Annotated in this window: 11 protein-coding genes; 7 read left to right on the plus strand and 4 right to left on the minus strand. The window is 59.4% G+C overall.

What is annotated here, in order from left to right; genetic code table 11:
- Positions 1-45 precede the first annotated feature (45 nt).
- Positions 46-1,119: a YeiH family protein gene (locus C0V97_RS15255; protein ID WP_127103422.1), complete on the minus strand. Its 1,074-nt coding sequence runs from the start codon at positions 1,117-1,119 to the stop codon at positions 46-48.
- 462 nt (positions 1,120-1,581) lie between these two features.
- Between C0V97_RS15255 and C0V97_RS15260 the strand changes: the two genes are divergently transcribed.
- From C0V97_RS15260 to C0V97_RS15285, 6 genes are all read left to right on the plus strand, one after another.
- The gene (locus tag C0V97_RS15260) at positions 1,582-3,999 is read left to right on the plus strand and encodes a TonB-dependent receptor (protein WP_233582208.1); all 2,418 of its coding nucleotides are present in this window, start codon (positions 1,582-1,584) and stop codon (positions 3,997-3,999) included.
- A 143-nt stretch (positions 4,000-4,142) separates the two neighbouring features.
- Positions 4,143-5,255 carry a glycerophosphodiester phosphodiesterase family protein gene (locus C0V97_RS15265; protein ID WP_233582209.1) on the plus strand — a complete coding sequence of 371 codons (1,113 nt, stop codon included), beginning with the start codon at positions 4,143-4,145 and terminating at the stop codon, positions 5,253-5,255.
- Between the two features lie 94 nt (positions 5,256-5,349).
- Positions 5,350-6,027, plus strand: a complete 678-nt coding sequence (locus tag C0V97_RS15270; RefSeq protein WP_199751923.1) for an HAD-IA family hydrolase — start codon at positions 5,350-5,352, stop codon at positions 6,025-6,027.
- Between the two features lie 18 nt (positions 6,028-6,045).
- Complete coding sequence (locus C0V97_RS15275; protein ID WP_127103424.1) at positions 6,046-6,444, plus strand: NUDIX domain-containing protein; 399 nt, start codon at positions 6,046-6,048, stop codon at positions 6,442-6,444.
- A 93-nt stretch (positions 6,445-6,537) separates the two neighbouring features.
- Entirely contained in the window at positions 6,538-8,406 is a 1,869-nt protein-coding gene (gene htpG / locus C0V97_RS15280; protein WP_127103425.1) for a molecular chaperone HtpG, read from the plus strand.
- A 372-nt stretch (positions 8,407-8,778) separates the two neighbouring features.
- Positions 8,779-9,102, plus strand: coding sequence for a hypothetical protein (locus C0V97_RS15285; protein ID WP_127103426.1), 324 nt, complete (start codon positions 8,779-8,781; stop codon positions 9,100-9,102).
- Between the two features lie 108 nt (positions 9,103-9,210).
- On the opposite strand, the gene C0V97_RS15290 is transcribed toward C0V97_RS15285, so the two are convergent.
- The gene (locus tag C0V97_RS15290; RefSeq protein ID WP_127103427.1) at positions 9,211-11,100 is read right to left on the minus strand and encodes a Hint domain-containing protein; all 1,890 of its coding nucleotides are present in this window, start codon (positions 11,098-11,100) and stop codon (positions 9,211-9,213) included.
- 1,002 nt (positions 11,101-12,102) lie between these two features.
- Here C0V97_RS15290 and C0V97_RS15295 point away from each other — a divergent pair.
- Positions 12,103-13,365: a serine hydrolase gene (locus tag C0V97_RS15295; protein WP_199751926.1), complete on the plus strand. Its 1,263-nt coding sequence runs from the start codon at positions 12,103-12,105 to the stop codon at positions 13,363-13,365.
- 34 nt (positions 13,366-13,399) lie between these two features.
- On the opposite strand, the gene C0V97_RS15300 is transcribed toward C0V97_RS15295, so the two are convergent.
- On the minus strand, positions 13,400-15,214 hold the full coding sequence (locus C0V97_RS15300) for a PepSY domain-containing protein (protein WP_127103429.1): 1,815 nt from the start codon (positions 15,212-15,214) through the stop codon (positions 13,400-13,402).
- Positions 15,211-15,519 carry a hypothetical protein gene (locus C0V97_RS15305; RefSeq protein WP_127103430.1) on the minus strand — a complete coding sequence of 103 codons (309 nt, stop codon included), beginning with the start codon at positions 15,517-15,519 and terminating at the stop codon, positions 15,211-15,213. Before C0V97_RS15305 ends, C0V97_RS15300 begins: the two co-directional genes overlap by 4 nt.
- Positions 15,520-15,528: the final 9 nt, after the last annotated feature.

Genomic DNA, 15,528 nt, shown 5'->3' on the forward strand with positions numbered 1-15,528 from the left:
TGCCTGTTTGGCCTGAGCCTCATGACCGCCCCGTGGCCGGGGCACTCACAGAAGCCCTAGCAGCCCCACCAGGCCGAAGCTCATGAGGCCCAGCGCCAGCAAGGAGAGCGTCACCGCTCCGATGACACGCCGGCCAGCCTTTGCGACGGACGCGACCTCAACGCCAAGACCCAGTGCCGCCATGGACATGACGGTCATGAGCATGGCTAGGTGGTGAAGCAACGGCAGAAGGACCAGTGGAACGAGACCGGCAGAACGCAGGGCGGCCAGCGCGAAAAAGCCGATGATGAACCATGGGACGAGGCGGAAAACGGTTTTCCCCCAACCTGTTTTCGCCCCATTGATGAGGGGCTGCCCGCCTTCAGCCCTGAAAAACAGAGATAACACGATGCAGACGGGTCCAAGCATCATCACACGCACCAGCTTGACCAATGTGCCGGTCTGAACCGCAACAAGCCCGAGCGGTGCGGCGGCGGCAACCACCTGAGGCACGGCATAGGTAACGAGCCCGGCAAAAGTGCCGAATGCCGTTGCACTCATGCCCAAAGCCAGCCCCAGGACGGGCAGAGCAAGCACGGCCATGACCCCGAAAACAGCGGTAAAGGCGATAGAAGCCGTGACATCGCGTCCTTCGGCCCGGATGACAGGTGCGACTGCCGCGATAGCGGAATTGCCGCAGATCGCATTGCCACAGGCAATCAGAAGCGCCATGCGCGGCGCGAGCCCAAGCGCCCTTCCTATCCCGTAGGAGACCAGAATAGACGTTGCTACGAGCCCCATGATCCCGAGCAGGAGCAAGGGACCGGCTGCGACCACTGCGCCCAGACTGACCGAAGCCCCCAGAAGCACCACGGCCCCCTCAAGCAGATATTTGGCGCTGAACCCGATACCGCGTTGAAGGGGCTGGCCGGGCACCCAGACACTGCGCAGAGCGACGCCGAAAACAATGGCGAAAACGAGAGCCTCCAGGCTTCTGCCCTCGAGGACGCGGTGCGAGACATTCTCGGCGAGCATCGCGCTGCCTGTCACAGTGGCGCAAAGCGCGAGGCCTGGCAGAAGACTCGCGACCCTGCCCCACGACGCACCACCGAGAACAGGAGAAGACTGCAAACTGGCCATGGAAGATCCTTTCGACCTCATGGCTAAGCGTCGGAGAAATAGAATTCCAATGCATTGTTTTGGACATTACAATCGATTTTTTCGATGGTTCTCAAGGAAGGGTCTCCTCGACCGTCCCAGTGCGACGAGGCAGTTTTCCTCACCCACCGGACGTGATCGCGCGGACGACGGAACGCGGTGCACGTGAAGCCCCCGCTGCGTGACCGCTTTCACAAGACGTCACGCACATGGGCATGGGAGAGAGGAGCGAAGCCGCTGCCCCGCGAGAGGCGAGAGAAGCGGTTCCTCTCTTTCGAGTAACGAGCGCGGAGCGTCTTTGCGTCATATCGCCCGGGATGCTTCAGGTCAGGCTCGCTATTTCATCAATCCTTCACAACTCGATCATGGAAGGTTCACACACTGTAACGAACTCTCCGAATAGGGTGCGCCGCGTTCCAGCCCGTCTTAAAGGAAAGTTTACTGATGAAGCTTCGCAAGCAGCGCCGCGCTCTCACGCTGTCTCTCTTCTGCTCCCCCCTCGCCCTGATGAGCGCCACCGCCCAGGCCGCAGAAGCGAAGCTTCCCGTCCATCAGAATGCAGCGCCCGCCTCGCAGGTTCAGGCGCACGGCTCGTCACGCAAAGCAAAGGCTCTCGTCTCCACCGCCCCGGCGGAAGAGGTCATCGCAACCGCGCGACGCACCCGCTCCGAGCAGAGCGTCGGCCACACGCAACTTCAGCGTATCCTGCCTGGCGTGAGCCCGCTCAAGGCGTTGCAGATCCTGCCGGGCGTCGTATTCAACAATGCCGATCCCTGGGGCAATAACGAGCAGAACTCCTCGCTTTTCATCCATGGCTTCAATCAGAACCAGCTGGGCTATACGCTGGACGGCATTCCGCTGGGCGATCAGGCCTATGGCAATTACAACGGCCTCTCACCCCAGCGCGCCGTGATCAGCGAGAACGTGGGCAATGCCACTGTCGCGACCGGCTCCGGGGCACTCGGCACGGCCTCGACCTCCAATCTGGGCGGAACGCTGCTGTTTTCATCCCTCGACCCCAAGCAGAAAATGGGTGGTCAGCTGGACCAGACTTTCGGCAGCTTCTCGACCTTCCGTACCTTTGCCCGCTTCGATACCGGCAATTTCGGCAACGGCAATTCGGCCTATATCTCATGGGCTCGTCAGGATGCCCGCGCCTGGGACTTCGCCGGTCATCAGGGCGGCAATCAGGTCAATGCGAAATTTGTGCACAAGGGCAGCAAGGACAAGATCACCTATTTCTTTGACTGGTCCGACAAGGTCGAACCCAATGAAGACGGCATCGTGCTACCCAATGGCTACGGCACCTATGTGCGTCCCTTTACCTATCCCGATTTCAGCTATGCCAAATCCTATCTGAACTCTGCCGCCTACAAGAATGCCGGGCTGAATTACCGCAATTACTACTCCGCAGCGCAGCGTGAGGATTTCCTGACCTATCTGGGCTGGCAGCATGATTTCAATGCCAACCTGCATTGGGACAACAAGCTCTATTATCATCACAATCTGGGCGAAGGCGTGGTCGCCGGGCCGATCACGGCCGCCGGTCTGCCCACGCTGTTCGGCGCGTATTTCCCGAACCAGAGCGCCAGCCAGCTCAGCAATGTGTTCGGCGGCTCGGGCTATGCCACACGCACGACCGAATACTGGGATAATCGCGGCGGCCTGCTCACGACGCTGCGCTACAAGCTCGGCCATCACGACCTCGAGGTCGGGGGCTGGTACGAGCGCAACAACAACACCCAGGCCCGTCGCTGGTATCCGCTGGATGCGAACAACCCGACCACGCCCTATGACCGCCAGCAGGACGCACTGATCAAGCAGTACACGAACTATTTCTATACCAACACCTTCACCACCCATCTGCAGGATAGCTGGCGGGTGACGAAGAACTTCACCCTTTCGGCAGGTTTCAAGTCCGAGTTGGTCTATACCAATGGCACGCTGCCTGTGGCCGGCAAGCCGGGCTCGCTCTCACCGGCCACCGCCGTGACCGTGCCGGGCGGCACCATTGCGGCCGTCAAGCCGTTCCTGCCCTCTTTCGGCGCTCTGTGGAACATCACGCCCAATGAGCAGTGGTTCGCCAATATCCAGGAAAACATGCGTTCCTATCAGGATGCGGGCTATGGCAATGCCACGCCCTGGGGCGCGACCAGCCAGGCCGCCTTCGAGGATTTCAAGAAGCACGGCAAGGTCGAGACCTCATGGACCTATGAAACCGGCCTGCGCACCCATCACCATGTCAATCTCGGGCCGCTGACCGATATCTCGGCTCAGGCCGAATATTACCACGTGCATTTCTCGAACCGTCTGGTTGCCATCGCTACCACTCAGTCGCTGTCTTCCATCATCGGTTCGGCCACGACGCTCGCCAATGTGGGCTCGGTCACGACAGACGGTATGGATTTCTCCTTCACCGCGCAGTTCGGCCCGCATTTCTCGCTCTATAACGGGCTGAGCTATAACAAGTCGGTCTATAACGACGATTACAACTCCGGCACGTCCACCATCCGCATTGCAGGCCGCAATGTGGCCGGTCAGCCTGACTGGACCGAGAAGTTCGTTGCCACCACGAACTGGGGCAATTTCTACGGCCAGTTCATCGGTGATGTGATGGGCAAGCGCTACACGACCTACACCAACGACCTTTGGGCCTCGCCCACCGCACAGTTCAGCATGAATGCGGGCTATACCATTCACGGCATTCCCCATATTCCGGCCTTGCGCGTTCAGGGCAATATCACCAACCTGACCAACACCAAGGGCTGGTCCACGGTCAATGTGAACCAGGTCTCCAACCAGTTCACCGCCTTCCCCATCGCGCCGCGCATGTATTTCCTGACCCTGAGCGCCACCTGGTAATCCGGTTCGGTCCGAAGGCGGCATAAAGCCGCAACCAGAAAACAGGAGCGCCATCTGCCACCCGGTCGGGCAGCATCGCTCCTGTCGTCACACCGCCTCTTCCCGGCCGGGTCATGACGGGGACAGGCTTCAGGAGAGCTGATTTGCTGTCACGTCGTCACACCCTCTTTCTCGGCCTCGCCGGGATCTGCGCCCCTGCTCTGACACCGCGCGCTTTCGCTGCCCCCTCTCTGGCGCCCAAGCCGCTCGTTTTCGCGCATCGCGGCGCCTCCGCCCTGCGCCCCGAACACACCCTGGCCTCCTATGCCAAGGCCATGGAAGACGGTGCCGATTACATCGAGCCTGATCTGGTCATGACAAAGGACGGCGTGCTGATCGTGCGTCATGAGAGCAATATCGCCGATACTACTGATGTCGCTTCCCGTCCGGAATTTGCCGCCCGCAAGCGCAGCCTGACCATAGATGGCCAGAAAGAGACGGGCTGGTTCACCACCGATTTCACCCTGGCAGAACTCAAGACTCTGAGGGCAAAAGAGCGCCTGCCCCAGCTTCGCCCTCATAACACGCGCTATGACGGGCATTTCGATGTGCCGACCTTTGAGGAAGTCATCGATTTTGTGGCCGGTGAGTCTGCCGCGCGCGGCAAGGCGTTCGGGCTTATTCCCGAAATCAAGAATTCCACCCATTTCCACAGCCTCGGTCTGGACCCGGAAACCGCGTTCCTGCGCACCATCGCGGCGCATGAATACACCCGTCAGGCCCCTCTGGAGCTCCAGTCTTTCGAAACAACCAATCTGAAGGCGATCGGCGACAAGACGCGCGCGATCAACCCGCAGGCACGGGTCATGTTCCTGATGGGCGAGCCCGGCCAGACACCGCCCGATCTGCTTGGCAAGAGTGACGCCCAAACCTTCGGCGACTTCATGAAGCCCGAAGGCCTGCGCGCCATACGCCGGTTTGCCGACGTGATCGGCCCTTCCAATACGGATCTGATTCCACGCAAGCCCGATGGCTCATGGGGCACACCCACGACACTGATCACCGACGCGCATGGGGCAGGGCTGCTGGTGCATTCCTATACGGCACGTCCGGAAAACTACTGTCTGCCGAAGGAGCTGCGTGATGGCGGGGCACTCAACGCCCGCAACCCGCAGGGCATGATCGCCGAGGTCAAACGCTATCTCGATATGGGTCTGGATGGATTTTTCACCGATGATCCGGCTTTGGGTCGTCTGGCAGTCGATACGGCGGGGTGATCGGATAATTTGATCCGGCACAAACTTGCCTGCGTTGGACAGGTCATGCAGGGTCTGCGCCCTGTGTGACCTGTTCTCATAACGGAGATTTCTCTTGGCCGAGCATGATTTGTTTCCCGGTAAAGCCTTCGATGCCTTCCTGTTCGATATGGATGGTACGATCCTCACCTCCATTATCGCGGCAGAGCGCGTCTGGACCCTCTGGGCGCAAAAGCATGGCCTCGATGTCGAGAAATTCCTCCCCACCATCCATGGCGTCCAGACCATCGAAACCATACGCCGTCAGAAATTGCCGGGCGTCGATCCGGTGGCTGAAGCGCATTGGATCACCAGCCGTGAGCTGGAGGATACGCATGGCATCGACCCTATCCCCGGTGCCACGGCCTTTCTGAACAGCCTGCCCGCCGATCGCTGGGCTATCGTCACCTCGGCCTCACGCGAGCTTGCGCTCAAGCGCATCGAGATTGCCGGGCTGCCTATGCCTGCAATCCTGATCACGGCGGAAGATGCGCCGAATGGCAAACCTGCGCCCGATTGCTTCCTGCTGGGCGCAGAGCGTCTGGGCTTCAAGGCGGAGAATTGCGCGGTGTTCGAGGACGCCCCTGCCGGGATCAAGGCGGGAGAGGCCGCAGGTGCCAGCGTGGTGGTGATCACGGCCACCCATACCCACGAAGTCGATGTGCCCCATCCCACCGTGCCGGGTTACGAGGCGCTCAAGGCGCATCGCCTGCCGGATGGCCGTCTGTCGATTCTGGGCGACGATGCCCGCTGAGACAGTCTGAAACCTGCCATGTCTGTCATCACCATTGCTGCCGCCCTGTTCCATGACGGGGCGGGCAGGCTCCTGCTTGTACGCAAACGTGACACGCGAGCCTTCATGCAGCCCGGCGGCAAGATCGAGCCGGGCGAGACCCCGCAGGCCGCGCTGTTGCGCGAAATCGGCGAAGAACTCGGCATTCAGCCGGACGAAACTTCATGCCGTTTCCTCGGAAAGATCGAGGCCCCCGCTGCCAATGAACCCGGCCATATCGTGCGCGCCGATCTCTTCACCCTGCTCTGGCCCGGCCCCGTCTCTATTGCCGCCGAAATCGAAGAAGCGCTCTGGGTGACGCCCGAAGAGGCACAGGCCCTGCCTCTTGCCCCGCTCACCCGTGATTGCGTTCTGCCTCTGTATCCCCTGATTTCCTGAAACCGCGCCTCTCTTGAAAATTCAGGGCCGGATTTCTACTTTCCCATGCAAATCAGTGCTCTTGTGGCACCAACATAGTCTTGAGGGATCTCCATGACCGAAAATACCGAAAAAGATCAGGTCCAGGGCGCCGAGAAGCATGAATTCAGCGCAGAAGTCGGGCGCCTGCTCGACCTTGTGGTTCATGCCCTCTATTCCGAGCGCGAGATCTTTTTGCGTGAGCTGGTGGCGAATGCAGCCGATGCTTCCGACAAGCGCCGTTTCGAGGCTCTGACCGACGCTGCCAAGGCACTGCCCGCAGATGCCGCCATTCGCATCAATCCAGACAAGGATGCCCGCCTGCTGACCATCAGCGATAACGGCGCGGGGATGAGCCGTGAGGATCTGGCGAGCAATCTGGGCACGATCGCGCGCTCCGGCACGCGCGCTTTTGGCGAGAAGCTGAACAGCGCCAAGCCTGAAGACCGCCCCAGCCTGATCGGCCAGTTCGGCGTCGGCTTTTATGCAGCCTTCATGGTGGCCGACAAGGTGGACGTGATTTCGCGCCAGCCCGGTTCCGATCAGGCCTGGCAGTGGTCGTCTGACGGCAAGGGCGCCTACACCATTGCGCCTGCCACGCGCGAGCAGCCCGGTACAGACATCATCCTGCATGTCAAAACCGATGCCGATGAATTTCTCGACGCCTGGCGTCTGCGCTCGATCATCCGCAAATGGGCCGATCATATTTCCTGGCCGATCACGCTGCGTGAAGGTGAGGAAGACAAATCGGCCAATGAGGGCACGGCGCTGTGGCGCAAGTCGAAATCCGACATCACGCCCGAGCAGTACACCGAGTTCTACCGCCACGTTGCCCATCAGTTCGACGAGCCCTATGCGACCCTGCATTGGAGCGCAGAAGGCACGACCGAATTCACGGCACTTCTGTTCATTCCCGGGGCCCGTCCGTTCGACTTCATGGAGCAGTCGCGTGAGAGCAAGGTGCATCTCCATGTGCGCCGCATGTTCATCACCGACGAGGCCGAGCTCCTGCCGGCCTGGCTGCGCTTCGTAAAGGGCGTTGTCGACACCGAAGACCTGCCGCTGAACGTCTCGCGCGAAATGCTGCAATCGACCCCCGTGTTGCAGCGCATCCGCAAGGCCGTGACCAAGCGCGTGATGACCGAAATCAAGAACCGCGCCAAGGATACGGAAAATGCCGAGTCCTTCGGCACTTTCTGGGAAAACTTTGGCCCGATCATCAAGGAAGGCATCTGGGAGGACTCAGAGCACCGCCAGGAGCTCGCCGCCCTGTCCCGCTTCCGTTCCACGGCGTCTGACGATCCGACCACGCTCGATGCCTATCTGACGCGCATGAAGCCGGGTCAGGAATCGATCTATTACCTGACGGGGGAAAACGCCGAGGCACTGGCCGCCTCGCCGCAGCTCGAAGGCTTCCGTGCCCGTGGCATCGAGGTGCTGCTGCTTTCCGATCAGGTGGACGGTTTCTGGCCCGATCGTCTGTCTTCCTATGAAGACAAGACCCTGAAATCCATCAACCAGGCCCATGGCGATCTGGAGAAATTCGAAGCCCCGACGCCGGAAGGCGAGGCTGCGGATCTCGAGAAGCTGATCCCGGCGCTCAAGGAAGCCCTTGGCGACGACGTGAAGGACGTGCGCGGCACGGTCCGTCTGGTCGGCAGCGCTGTGGTCATCACGAGCGAAGGCGGTCCCGATCTGATGATGCAGCGTCTGATGCGCCGCTCGGGTCAGGGCATGCCCCCGGCAGCCCCGATCATGGAAATCAACCCGCATCATCCGCTCATCCGTGATCTCGCGGCGCGGGTGGAGAAAGGGGAGAGCGTGGCGGATTTCGCCCGCGTTCTGCTGGATGTGGCCCGCATTCAGGATGGCGAGACCCTGCCCGACGCCGCAGGCTTCGCCCAGCGCCTGACTGCCATGCTGACGAGCGCAGCCACTGCGTGAACGGTTAGTGCCGTTCGGTAAGCGTTGCACGCGATAAGGGTGCCCAGGGCAGCGTTCAGCGTGCGCGTTTGGCACCAGACGTGGCATCATGGTCGGGTGAGACGAAAACCAGCTTAGAAGAAGGCCCGTACCTCGCAGTACGGGCCTTCTTCATGCCTGCCCCTCCCGGACGCGCCTCCCTGCCTGACCGAGAGGGAGATCAGGCGGAGCCGCGCTTTTCCCCGATTTCAGGCCTTGCCTCTGCCTGAGTCTGAAGTCTGAAGTCTGAGCCATCGTCGATACGCGAAATCTCTGCAACTTCGCCTCAACCGAATGAGTTCTCTACCTCCTCCAGGGAGGCCCGTAGGCCGCCATGCAAAAGGAAGTCGGATCATGACGCAGAGCAGCTTTCATCCCACCAAGGAAATGGCCTCGGCGGCACGCCACGGTCTGAAATTGCGCGAGAAATTCAATCGGGGTGGCACAGATTCAGGCGTCAAACGCGCCGAACAACTGGCTGAGCAGAGGGATCTGGATGAGAGCGATCTCAAATCCATGCACAGCTTTTTCGCTCGCCACAAATCCGACCAGCATACCAAGACGCATGAATGGGGATCGGACAGCGACCCTTCGGCAGGCTATATCGCCTGGCTTCTATGGGGCGGAAACCCGGCACGGGACTGGGTCGAGCGCAAACTCGAGTCAATCAAGGCATAACCGGGCCAGCGCCGGGCCCGTCTCCAGATTGGCATCATGCGCGCGAGCCCATGTCAAATGATCCATAGCGGAGATCGGTGAGATATCTCCGCCACGGAACCGGCACGCTCAGGCGGCCTCTGCTACCGTTTCCTGCGATACGGCAATTCTGGGCTCAAGGGTTGCTGCTACCTCTACGACCAGAACGGAAGGACCAGATCCGGCGCCATAGGGGAGATCGATCAGCGCATTCGCCTTGGTCCAGCGACGTTCACCCCCTTCTAGTCCGTGCCATCCGGAAAGCTCATCCGTTCTCAGATGCGCGTCCAGCCTGTATTCATGCCTCCCCCCGAAAAGGACGACCTCGCCGATCTGGACACCCAGATAACGACGATCATCGTAAAATGGCCCGATGACATCGCAAGGACGGGCCACCGATGTGCTGAGCCTCACGCTTCGTGTTCCCTCCGGAATCGTGAAGGCGTAATGGGCTCCTGCGCAGGATCTCGGTTCGATAATCGTCCCATCGGCAGCGATCAGCGTAAGGGACGCGTTGGAAGATACGCCGAGCGCGACGGGCGCTGCAACACGCTCGCGCCGTTTGATCCCCAGGCTTTCCGCCCTACGGCTCAGTCGGTCATGGAGAGGCTCGAGAAATGCGGCGCGTGTCTCTAGAGGCGCAACAAGTTCAGGAGTCCGCAGGATCGCCGATCTACCGGATGTATCCTTTTTCACCACAACATCTGCGTAGCTTTCGGTGCGCACGCCGTTGGCCAGGATGATCTCGTGGCGCTCCATCTCTACATGGTAATAGGCATAATGCTCGAGATCGGTCTCGTAACGGATCGATGCCCCATTGACCATGGTCCTGATCGCCACGAGCTTTCCATCCAGCAGGAACCGATGCTCGGAAGTCACGAGGAGATCCTGGAATGGCTGTCCGTCTCCAAACGCGTTCTTGCAGATACGAACGCTGCAGCCGGCCTCGTCCAGACCGAGATTGGAGGCCTTCAGCACGGATACCGTTCCCCGCTTGACGGCTTTGATACGCTGAAAACTGGTCTTGCCGTCACGAATGCAACGCAGCCTTTGCCCTGCGCGCAGGGTTTCCACCGCAACCAGCCCGGTCTCTGCCTCGATAAGGGTTCCGGCCAGAAAGCAGGGCGCTGTGGCGAGATAGGTAACCCCCTTCATGCCCGGATAAGCGGTATTGGTAGACGCAAACAGGTCAGGATCGTATCCGAGACCAATATTGACGGTGAAGGAGTAAGCCCCGCTGGTCACAACGAGGTCTCCTGTCGCAGGATCATAATGCCAGGTGTCATCGCCATTCAGATAGGCGATATCAATGATATCTCCCTGACCGAACCCTGTGATGCTGACATTGCGTGCCGTGATTGTCGGTCTCAAAGCGAGGTAATTCCCGCCACCATTCATGTTGATCGTGACATCCGTCAGCGAGGTATAGACCGACAAATCTGACCCGGTCATGTTGATCGTCTGACCGCCACCGATCTTGCCAACCGTGCAGGCATTGAAATTGCCATTGTCTCCCGACAATCGCACACCCGTCATGTTGAAAGTTCCGGTCCCGGTGATCGTACTATTGGCATCTCCGGTATACATCGTAATATTTGACACATTGAGCGTGCCGTTATTTGTAGTTGTATTGTAAAAATTTACGAAATTATTTCCATTATAGCTTCCATAACCGTTGATGTCCACCTGACCGCCCGCGTTGATGCAAGGCGTGGTATAATTTCCAACGGTTCCCGACCCATATCCGAAATAGACTGTGGAAACTGCATAGGCCATATCGATGATGAGGTGCCCGTCCACGGTCATCACGCCATTCGCGGTCTTGGGATAATCCTGATTGCAAATAGCGCCCCCGGTTGACCCTGCGGTGCTCCCATTCGCGCCAAAATACTGGACGATGATTGTTTTGGTATCGCCCTCACCGACGCTACCATCTGCCCAAGGTTTGGCACCGCTGACCTGGGTTTCATAATCGGCCATGTCGCATTCTTCCAAATCGGTTTCAGAAATCTTGTTTTCCCTAGGACAACAGAAGAATTCGATCCGCAACCAAAAAAAGGCTTATCGAATACGAAGCGCAGAGGATCACACCTCGGATCCGCTCAATAACCCTTTGCAAACAGTGGTTTAAGTCATAATTTCAGATATTAATATATGGTTTCATAATCACTTCGAAACTTATCTAATCGAACATGATTCGTCATTTTATCCGAGAAAAATCCTGTAATAATCCATGAAGTACTATCATTTTTTCGATATCGTAACAGTTGATATTTTTCCTGTTCGATATCGCCTTGTAGAAGAGCATGTGTAGAATCGGGTCCTATGCGTATCGACCAGATCAATAAGCATATCCGGAAACATGCCATCAGGCGTCGGACATTGCCTCCCCAGGCTGTCAACTCGAATAGAGCGTTGCAAGAGGTCCGAAGTCGGATATCAACACGCTTCCAAGAACAGAAGCCTTGGAATCTGCCGGTGGGGACGCGCTCTGCCACCTCCGCGCCGCGCCATCCCCAATCCCACAGAGCACTGAGAGCGGACACCCCCGACAGAGCGCTGTCATGTCTTGCGGCCATCGACAGCCATCAGGCCGTATCACGGCCCGCCACTCTTGTGCTGAAGCAGATTTGGGCAAAGCGCTTTCCTAACCCCAAATGACATGAAAGGACTTACACAATTGCTGACCGTCTCGACGTCCCATGATGTCACAAGCCGCTATCGAAGCGCACATGAGCTCACGCCGCGTATCGTTTCGAACCATGCACCTCATTCGGGAGCGGATCGGCGCAGCGCAGGATCACGCTCGTAACGTGACCGTCATTCCGATGAAATAGGCGTGATCTCGCTTTCGAGACTCATACTTGCCGCAAATTCGGGTCAGAACTTGCCCTGACCGTTTCGGCAAGAACAAGAAGAGTCTCCAGTACAATGCAGATCAGTTTTTCTCCTCTCCTTTTGGCGGCGCTTTTATGCACAACCATGTCGCCAAGCAGGGCCGAAACCGCCAACCAGGACTGTCGGCGCCTCGGCCTGTCCGTCTGCCCGACACCTGTCGACACGGCTCTGCCCGATGCCCGTACAATGCTGAGCTGGGGACAAGCGGAGCGGGTGATCGGCTTCCGCAATGACTGGCGCATGTATGACGGCGATGTCTTCAAGGCAAAAAACCCCTCCGCCTTGCCTCTCGGATTGAAGGATCTCTCCAGCGTAGACTATGAAATCGACGGGAAGCACTATCCGCTTGCTGCCTATCTGAGCCGCAACAATGTGACCGGCCTCATGGTCATCAAGGACGGCAAGGTCGTTTATCGCTATTATGGCAACGGCAATACGCCTGATACACTCTGGACTTCACGTTCCGTGGGGAAATCGGTCGTTTCCACGCTGGTTGGAATCGCACTCAAACAGGGCACGATCCATTCCCTCGATGATACCGCTGTCACATACGATCCGTCTCTCAAAGGCACGACGTGGGCTGGAATCACGATCCGTCAACTGCTTCAGCATGTCTCTGGCGTCGCGTGGAACGAGGATTACACAAATCCTGCCTCCGATTTCGCGCGTCTGACACGCTGCGAGGCAGGCACGGACCCGTATGCATGTGTCACAGCGCTTGTGGCCTCGCCCGAGCGCCCTTCTGTCGCCACACCCGGAACCACATGGTCCTACTCATCAGGGGGAGCCTGGGTTCTTGGAGACGTGCTCGAGAAAGCGACCGGCAAAACCATCGCGCAAAACCTGCAGGAGATGATCTGGCAGCCTTATGGCATGACCCATGACGGTGTCTGGCACAGCTATCGGCAGAACCGGCATGACGTGGGCGCCCATGGCTTCAATGCCACGATGGAAGACTGGGGCAAGTTCGGCCTCTTCGTCATGAATGACGGGGTCCTCCCCGATGGTCGCAAGATCCTGCCCGATTCATGGCTGAAGGCGTGCAGCCAATGGACCAAAGCACGTCATTCGGTCAGTCCCGCTCATCCCGACGGGACGTATGGCTTTGAATGGTGGCACAACTCTGTGCCTGCTGCGGCTGATACTGTTGCCCCGAAGACCGGACTAAGCCCGAGTGAGTCGCTCTGGGCCATGGGTATCTTCGGGCAGTTGCTCGTTGTCGATCCGCAAGAAAAGCTGGTGATCGTCCAGTGGGCGACCTGGCCCGAGGCCGAACCTTCCTTCAGCCGACAACCTCTCGAGGCGTCCCTCATGTTCAACGCCATCGCAAACAGGCTGAGAAACTGAAATCCTTCCTCCCCGGCCGAAGCCAGGGCATCGGTCAGGCTGCGCGCGGCCGCTCGACTCGGAAAGAATGACGGCACAAAACCCCACCCAGGATCAGGGAGATGACGGCAACTGCCCAGCCGGTCGTAATCTCCCGACCACTCTGCACACAAACAAGCCCGGCAAGCAGAAGATAGAAGGCACCGCTGAGAGCCAGAAGGGGGCGCTCCCCTATACGTGGAATGAAGGCGCCTGAAACGAAGAGCCAGAACACACCCTGATAGACCAGCATGGCGCTGGATTCCGAAACCCAAGCTGGGCAAGCAAGCCCTGCATCAAGCAGCACCGCAATGCCGGCCATGCATCCTGCGCAGCATCCGGTCGTCAGTCTTGCCAGGAACCATGTTCCACGGGTGTCCAGCTCAAGACCGGAGGCCTTCTCCCTGCGCCGGCGCACGGCAATCCAGAGACGATTACCGGTATAGAACAGAAACGCTCCGGCAAAGCCCAGAACGAGATAAGCCCAGCGTATGGGGACGCCCCCGTAACTGCCGAAATGCAGCGCAAAGAAACTCGTCAGCGCAGCAAATCCGGCGGATTGCTGACCGGGCAGATAGTCCCGCCACAAAAGCGCACCCGTTGTCGGATCGAGCGTTGCAAAGCCACTGCTCGGGCCGCGCATAACATGCGCGGCATCATAGCCTGACACACGCAATGTCAGAGACCCCCCTGAAGCAGAGGGTGCTGCACCGCTACGTTCGCGAGGCTTGCGCTGCGTATAATCCAATGTATCCGGAACAAAGCCGGGCGCGCTCTGCGCAAGGCGTGAGAGAATGCGATCAGGCGGCAGCGGGAGGGGAACCGCGCGCCCCGGAGCTCCGCCGTGCAAAACGGGGCCACCCGTGCCAGATCTGTCATCCCCCGCTGCCTGGCGTGACAGAGCCGGCGGAATGTCTTGCGTGCCGCTCCGGGCCGCCATGACGTGACCTTCATCTGCGACCGGCATCCGGGGCCCTTGCCCGGCAGGGCCAAATGCTGACTGATCCCCGACGGCTCTGCCCGGACCGCCCGGCCCCGAGAGTGCGCCTTGCCCAGCTTCTCGACCGAAGCGTGCATGCCCCTGCCCCGTAGTTCCCTGAAGGGCACCGTGCTCGGCGCCTCGACGCTCCCCGCCCAGAAATCCCGCTTGCACGGAGAAGATCACGTCGTGAAACGCGAAAACCACAGAAGTCAGGGCCATGACGATGTGAAAAGGGAGGGAGCAGAAGCCAAGCAGATTATGCAGATCGAGCCATTTGCGTCGCACGCTGCCCACCAACCTGACGGCAAAAAGGCCACGCGCCAGAGCGGGCAGGAAAACGAGCGTGCCGGAAACCAGTGCCAGCGCATAACCCAGCGCAATGAACCCCATGACGATCATGGCCGTCTCATGAGGCAAAGGCAGTCCCATGCGCTGATGAATCACATCGATGACCTGCGCGACGGGAGAAGGTCGGCGCGTCACGGTCACAAGCTGACCCTGCGCATCAAGCGCCGCCATCATGACCGCCGCCGAACCGTGCCCATGCCGCCCCTCGCTCAAAGGCCAAACAAGTCTGGCGGGATGCGCGGCATCAGGCGCCACCACGATCGAGTATTGGCGGCGTGCCTGGGGAAACGCCGTGAAAGCCTTCTCGAGAAGCTCCGGTGTCCGTTCCAGAGAAACGGGCTGAGGCAGCGCAGGGCGTGGTGTCATCCAAGATTCAAGTGCAGGCTCGAACATGGTGATGGCCCCGGCATAAAAGGCAATGAACAGAAAGAGCCCGGCCACCACGCCTACCCAGCTATGAACCTCGCGATAGACCGCAACAATATCGGCGCGCAGCTTCATGGACTGCCTCCCGCAGAGAAACCGGCCATCAGCGTATTGGCAAGCCAGACGAGGCAGGCGAGCCAGCCAAAGCCGAACCAGGCCCCAAGCCCGGAGCGAAACAGGAAACACAGGCTGAGGCAGAGCACCCAGATTAGCGCTGCCCCCCACATCAGGAACTGTGCGGACAGGGTCATCGGATTGCCCGTACTACCGCAGAGATGCCCGATCAGCACCATGACCCCCAGAGCGAGCGCGGCACCCGGAATCAGGGCCGCAAGCGTCTTTGACAGCCAGTGTCGTGTGGTGAGCGGCGCGGCTTTCATGATTGTTCG

Origin of the sequence: Asaia sp. W19 (assembly GCF_003994335.1) — a bacterium.
Taxonomy (GTDB): domain Bacteria; phylum Pseudomonadota; class Alphaproteobacteria; order Acetobacterales; family Acetobacteraceae; genus Asaia.

Bases quoted from the DNA above. Each gene is read 5' to 3' on its own strand.
- C0V97_RS15255 (WP_127103422.1), bottom strand. From the start codon at position 1,119: ATGGCCAGTTTGCAGTCTTCTCCTGTTCTCGGTGGTGCGTCGTGGGGC.
- C0V97_RS15260 (WP_233582208.1), top strand. From the start codon at position 1,582: ATGAAGCTTCGCAAGCAGCGCCGCGCTCTCACGCTGTCTCTCTTCTGC.
- C0V97_RS15275 (WP_127103424.1), top strand. From the start codon at position 6,046: ATGTCTGTCATCACCATTGCTGCCGCCCTGTTCCATGACGGGGCGGGC.
- htpG (WP_127103425.1), top strand. From the start codon at position 6,538: ATGACCGAAAATACCGAAAAAGATCAGGTCCAGGGCGCCGAGAAGCAT.
- C0V97_RS15285 (WP_127103426.1), top strand. From the start codon at position 8,779: ATGACGCAGAGCAGCTTTCATCCCACCAAGGAAATGGCCTCGGCGGCA.
- C0V97_RS15290 (WP_127103427.1), bottom strand. From the start codon at position 11,100: ATGGCCGATTATGAAACCCAGGTCAGCGGTGCCAAACCTTGGGCAGAT.
- C0V97_RS15295 (WP_199751926.1), top strand. From the start codon at position 12,103: ATGTCGCCAAGCAGGGCCGAAACCGCCAACCAGGACTGTCGGCGCCTC.
- C0V97_RS15300 (WP_127103429.1), bottom strand. From the start codon at position 15,214: ATGAAGCTGCGCGCCGATATTGTTGCGGTCTATCGCGAGGTTCATAGC.
- C0V97_RS15305 (WP_127103430.1), bottom strand. From the start codon at position 15,519: ATGAAAGCCGCGCCGCTCACCACACGACACTGGCTGTCAAAGACGCTT.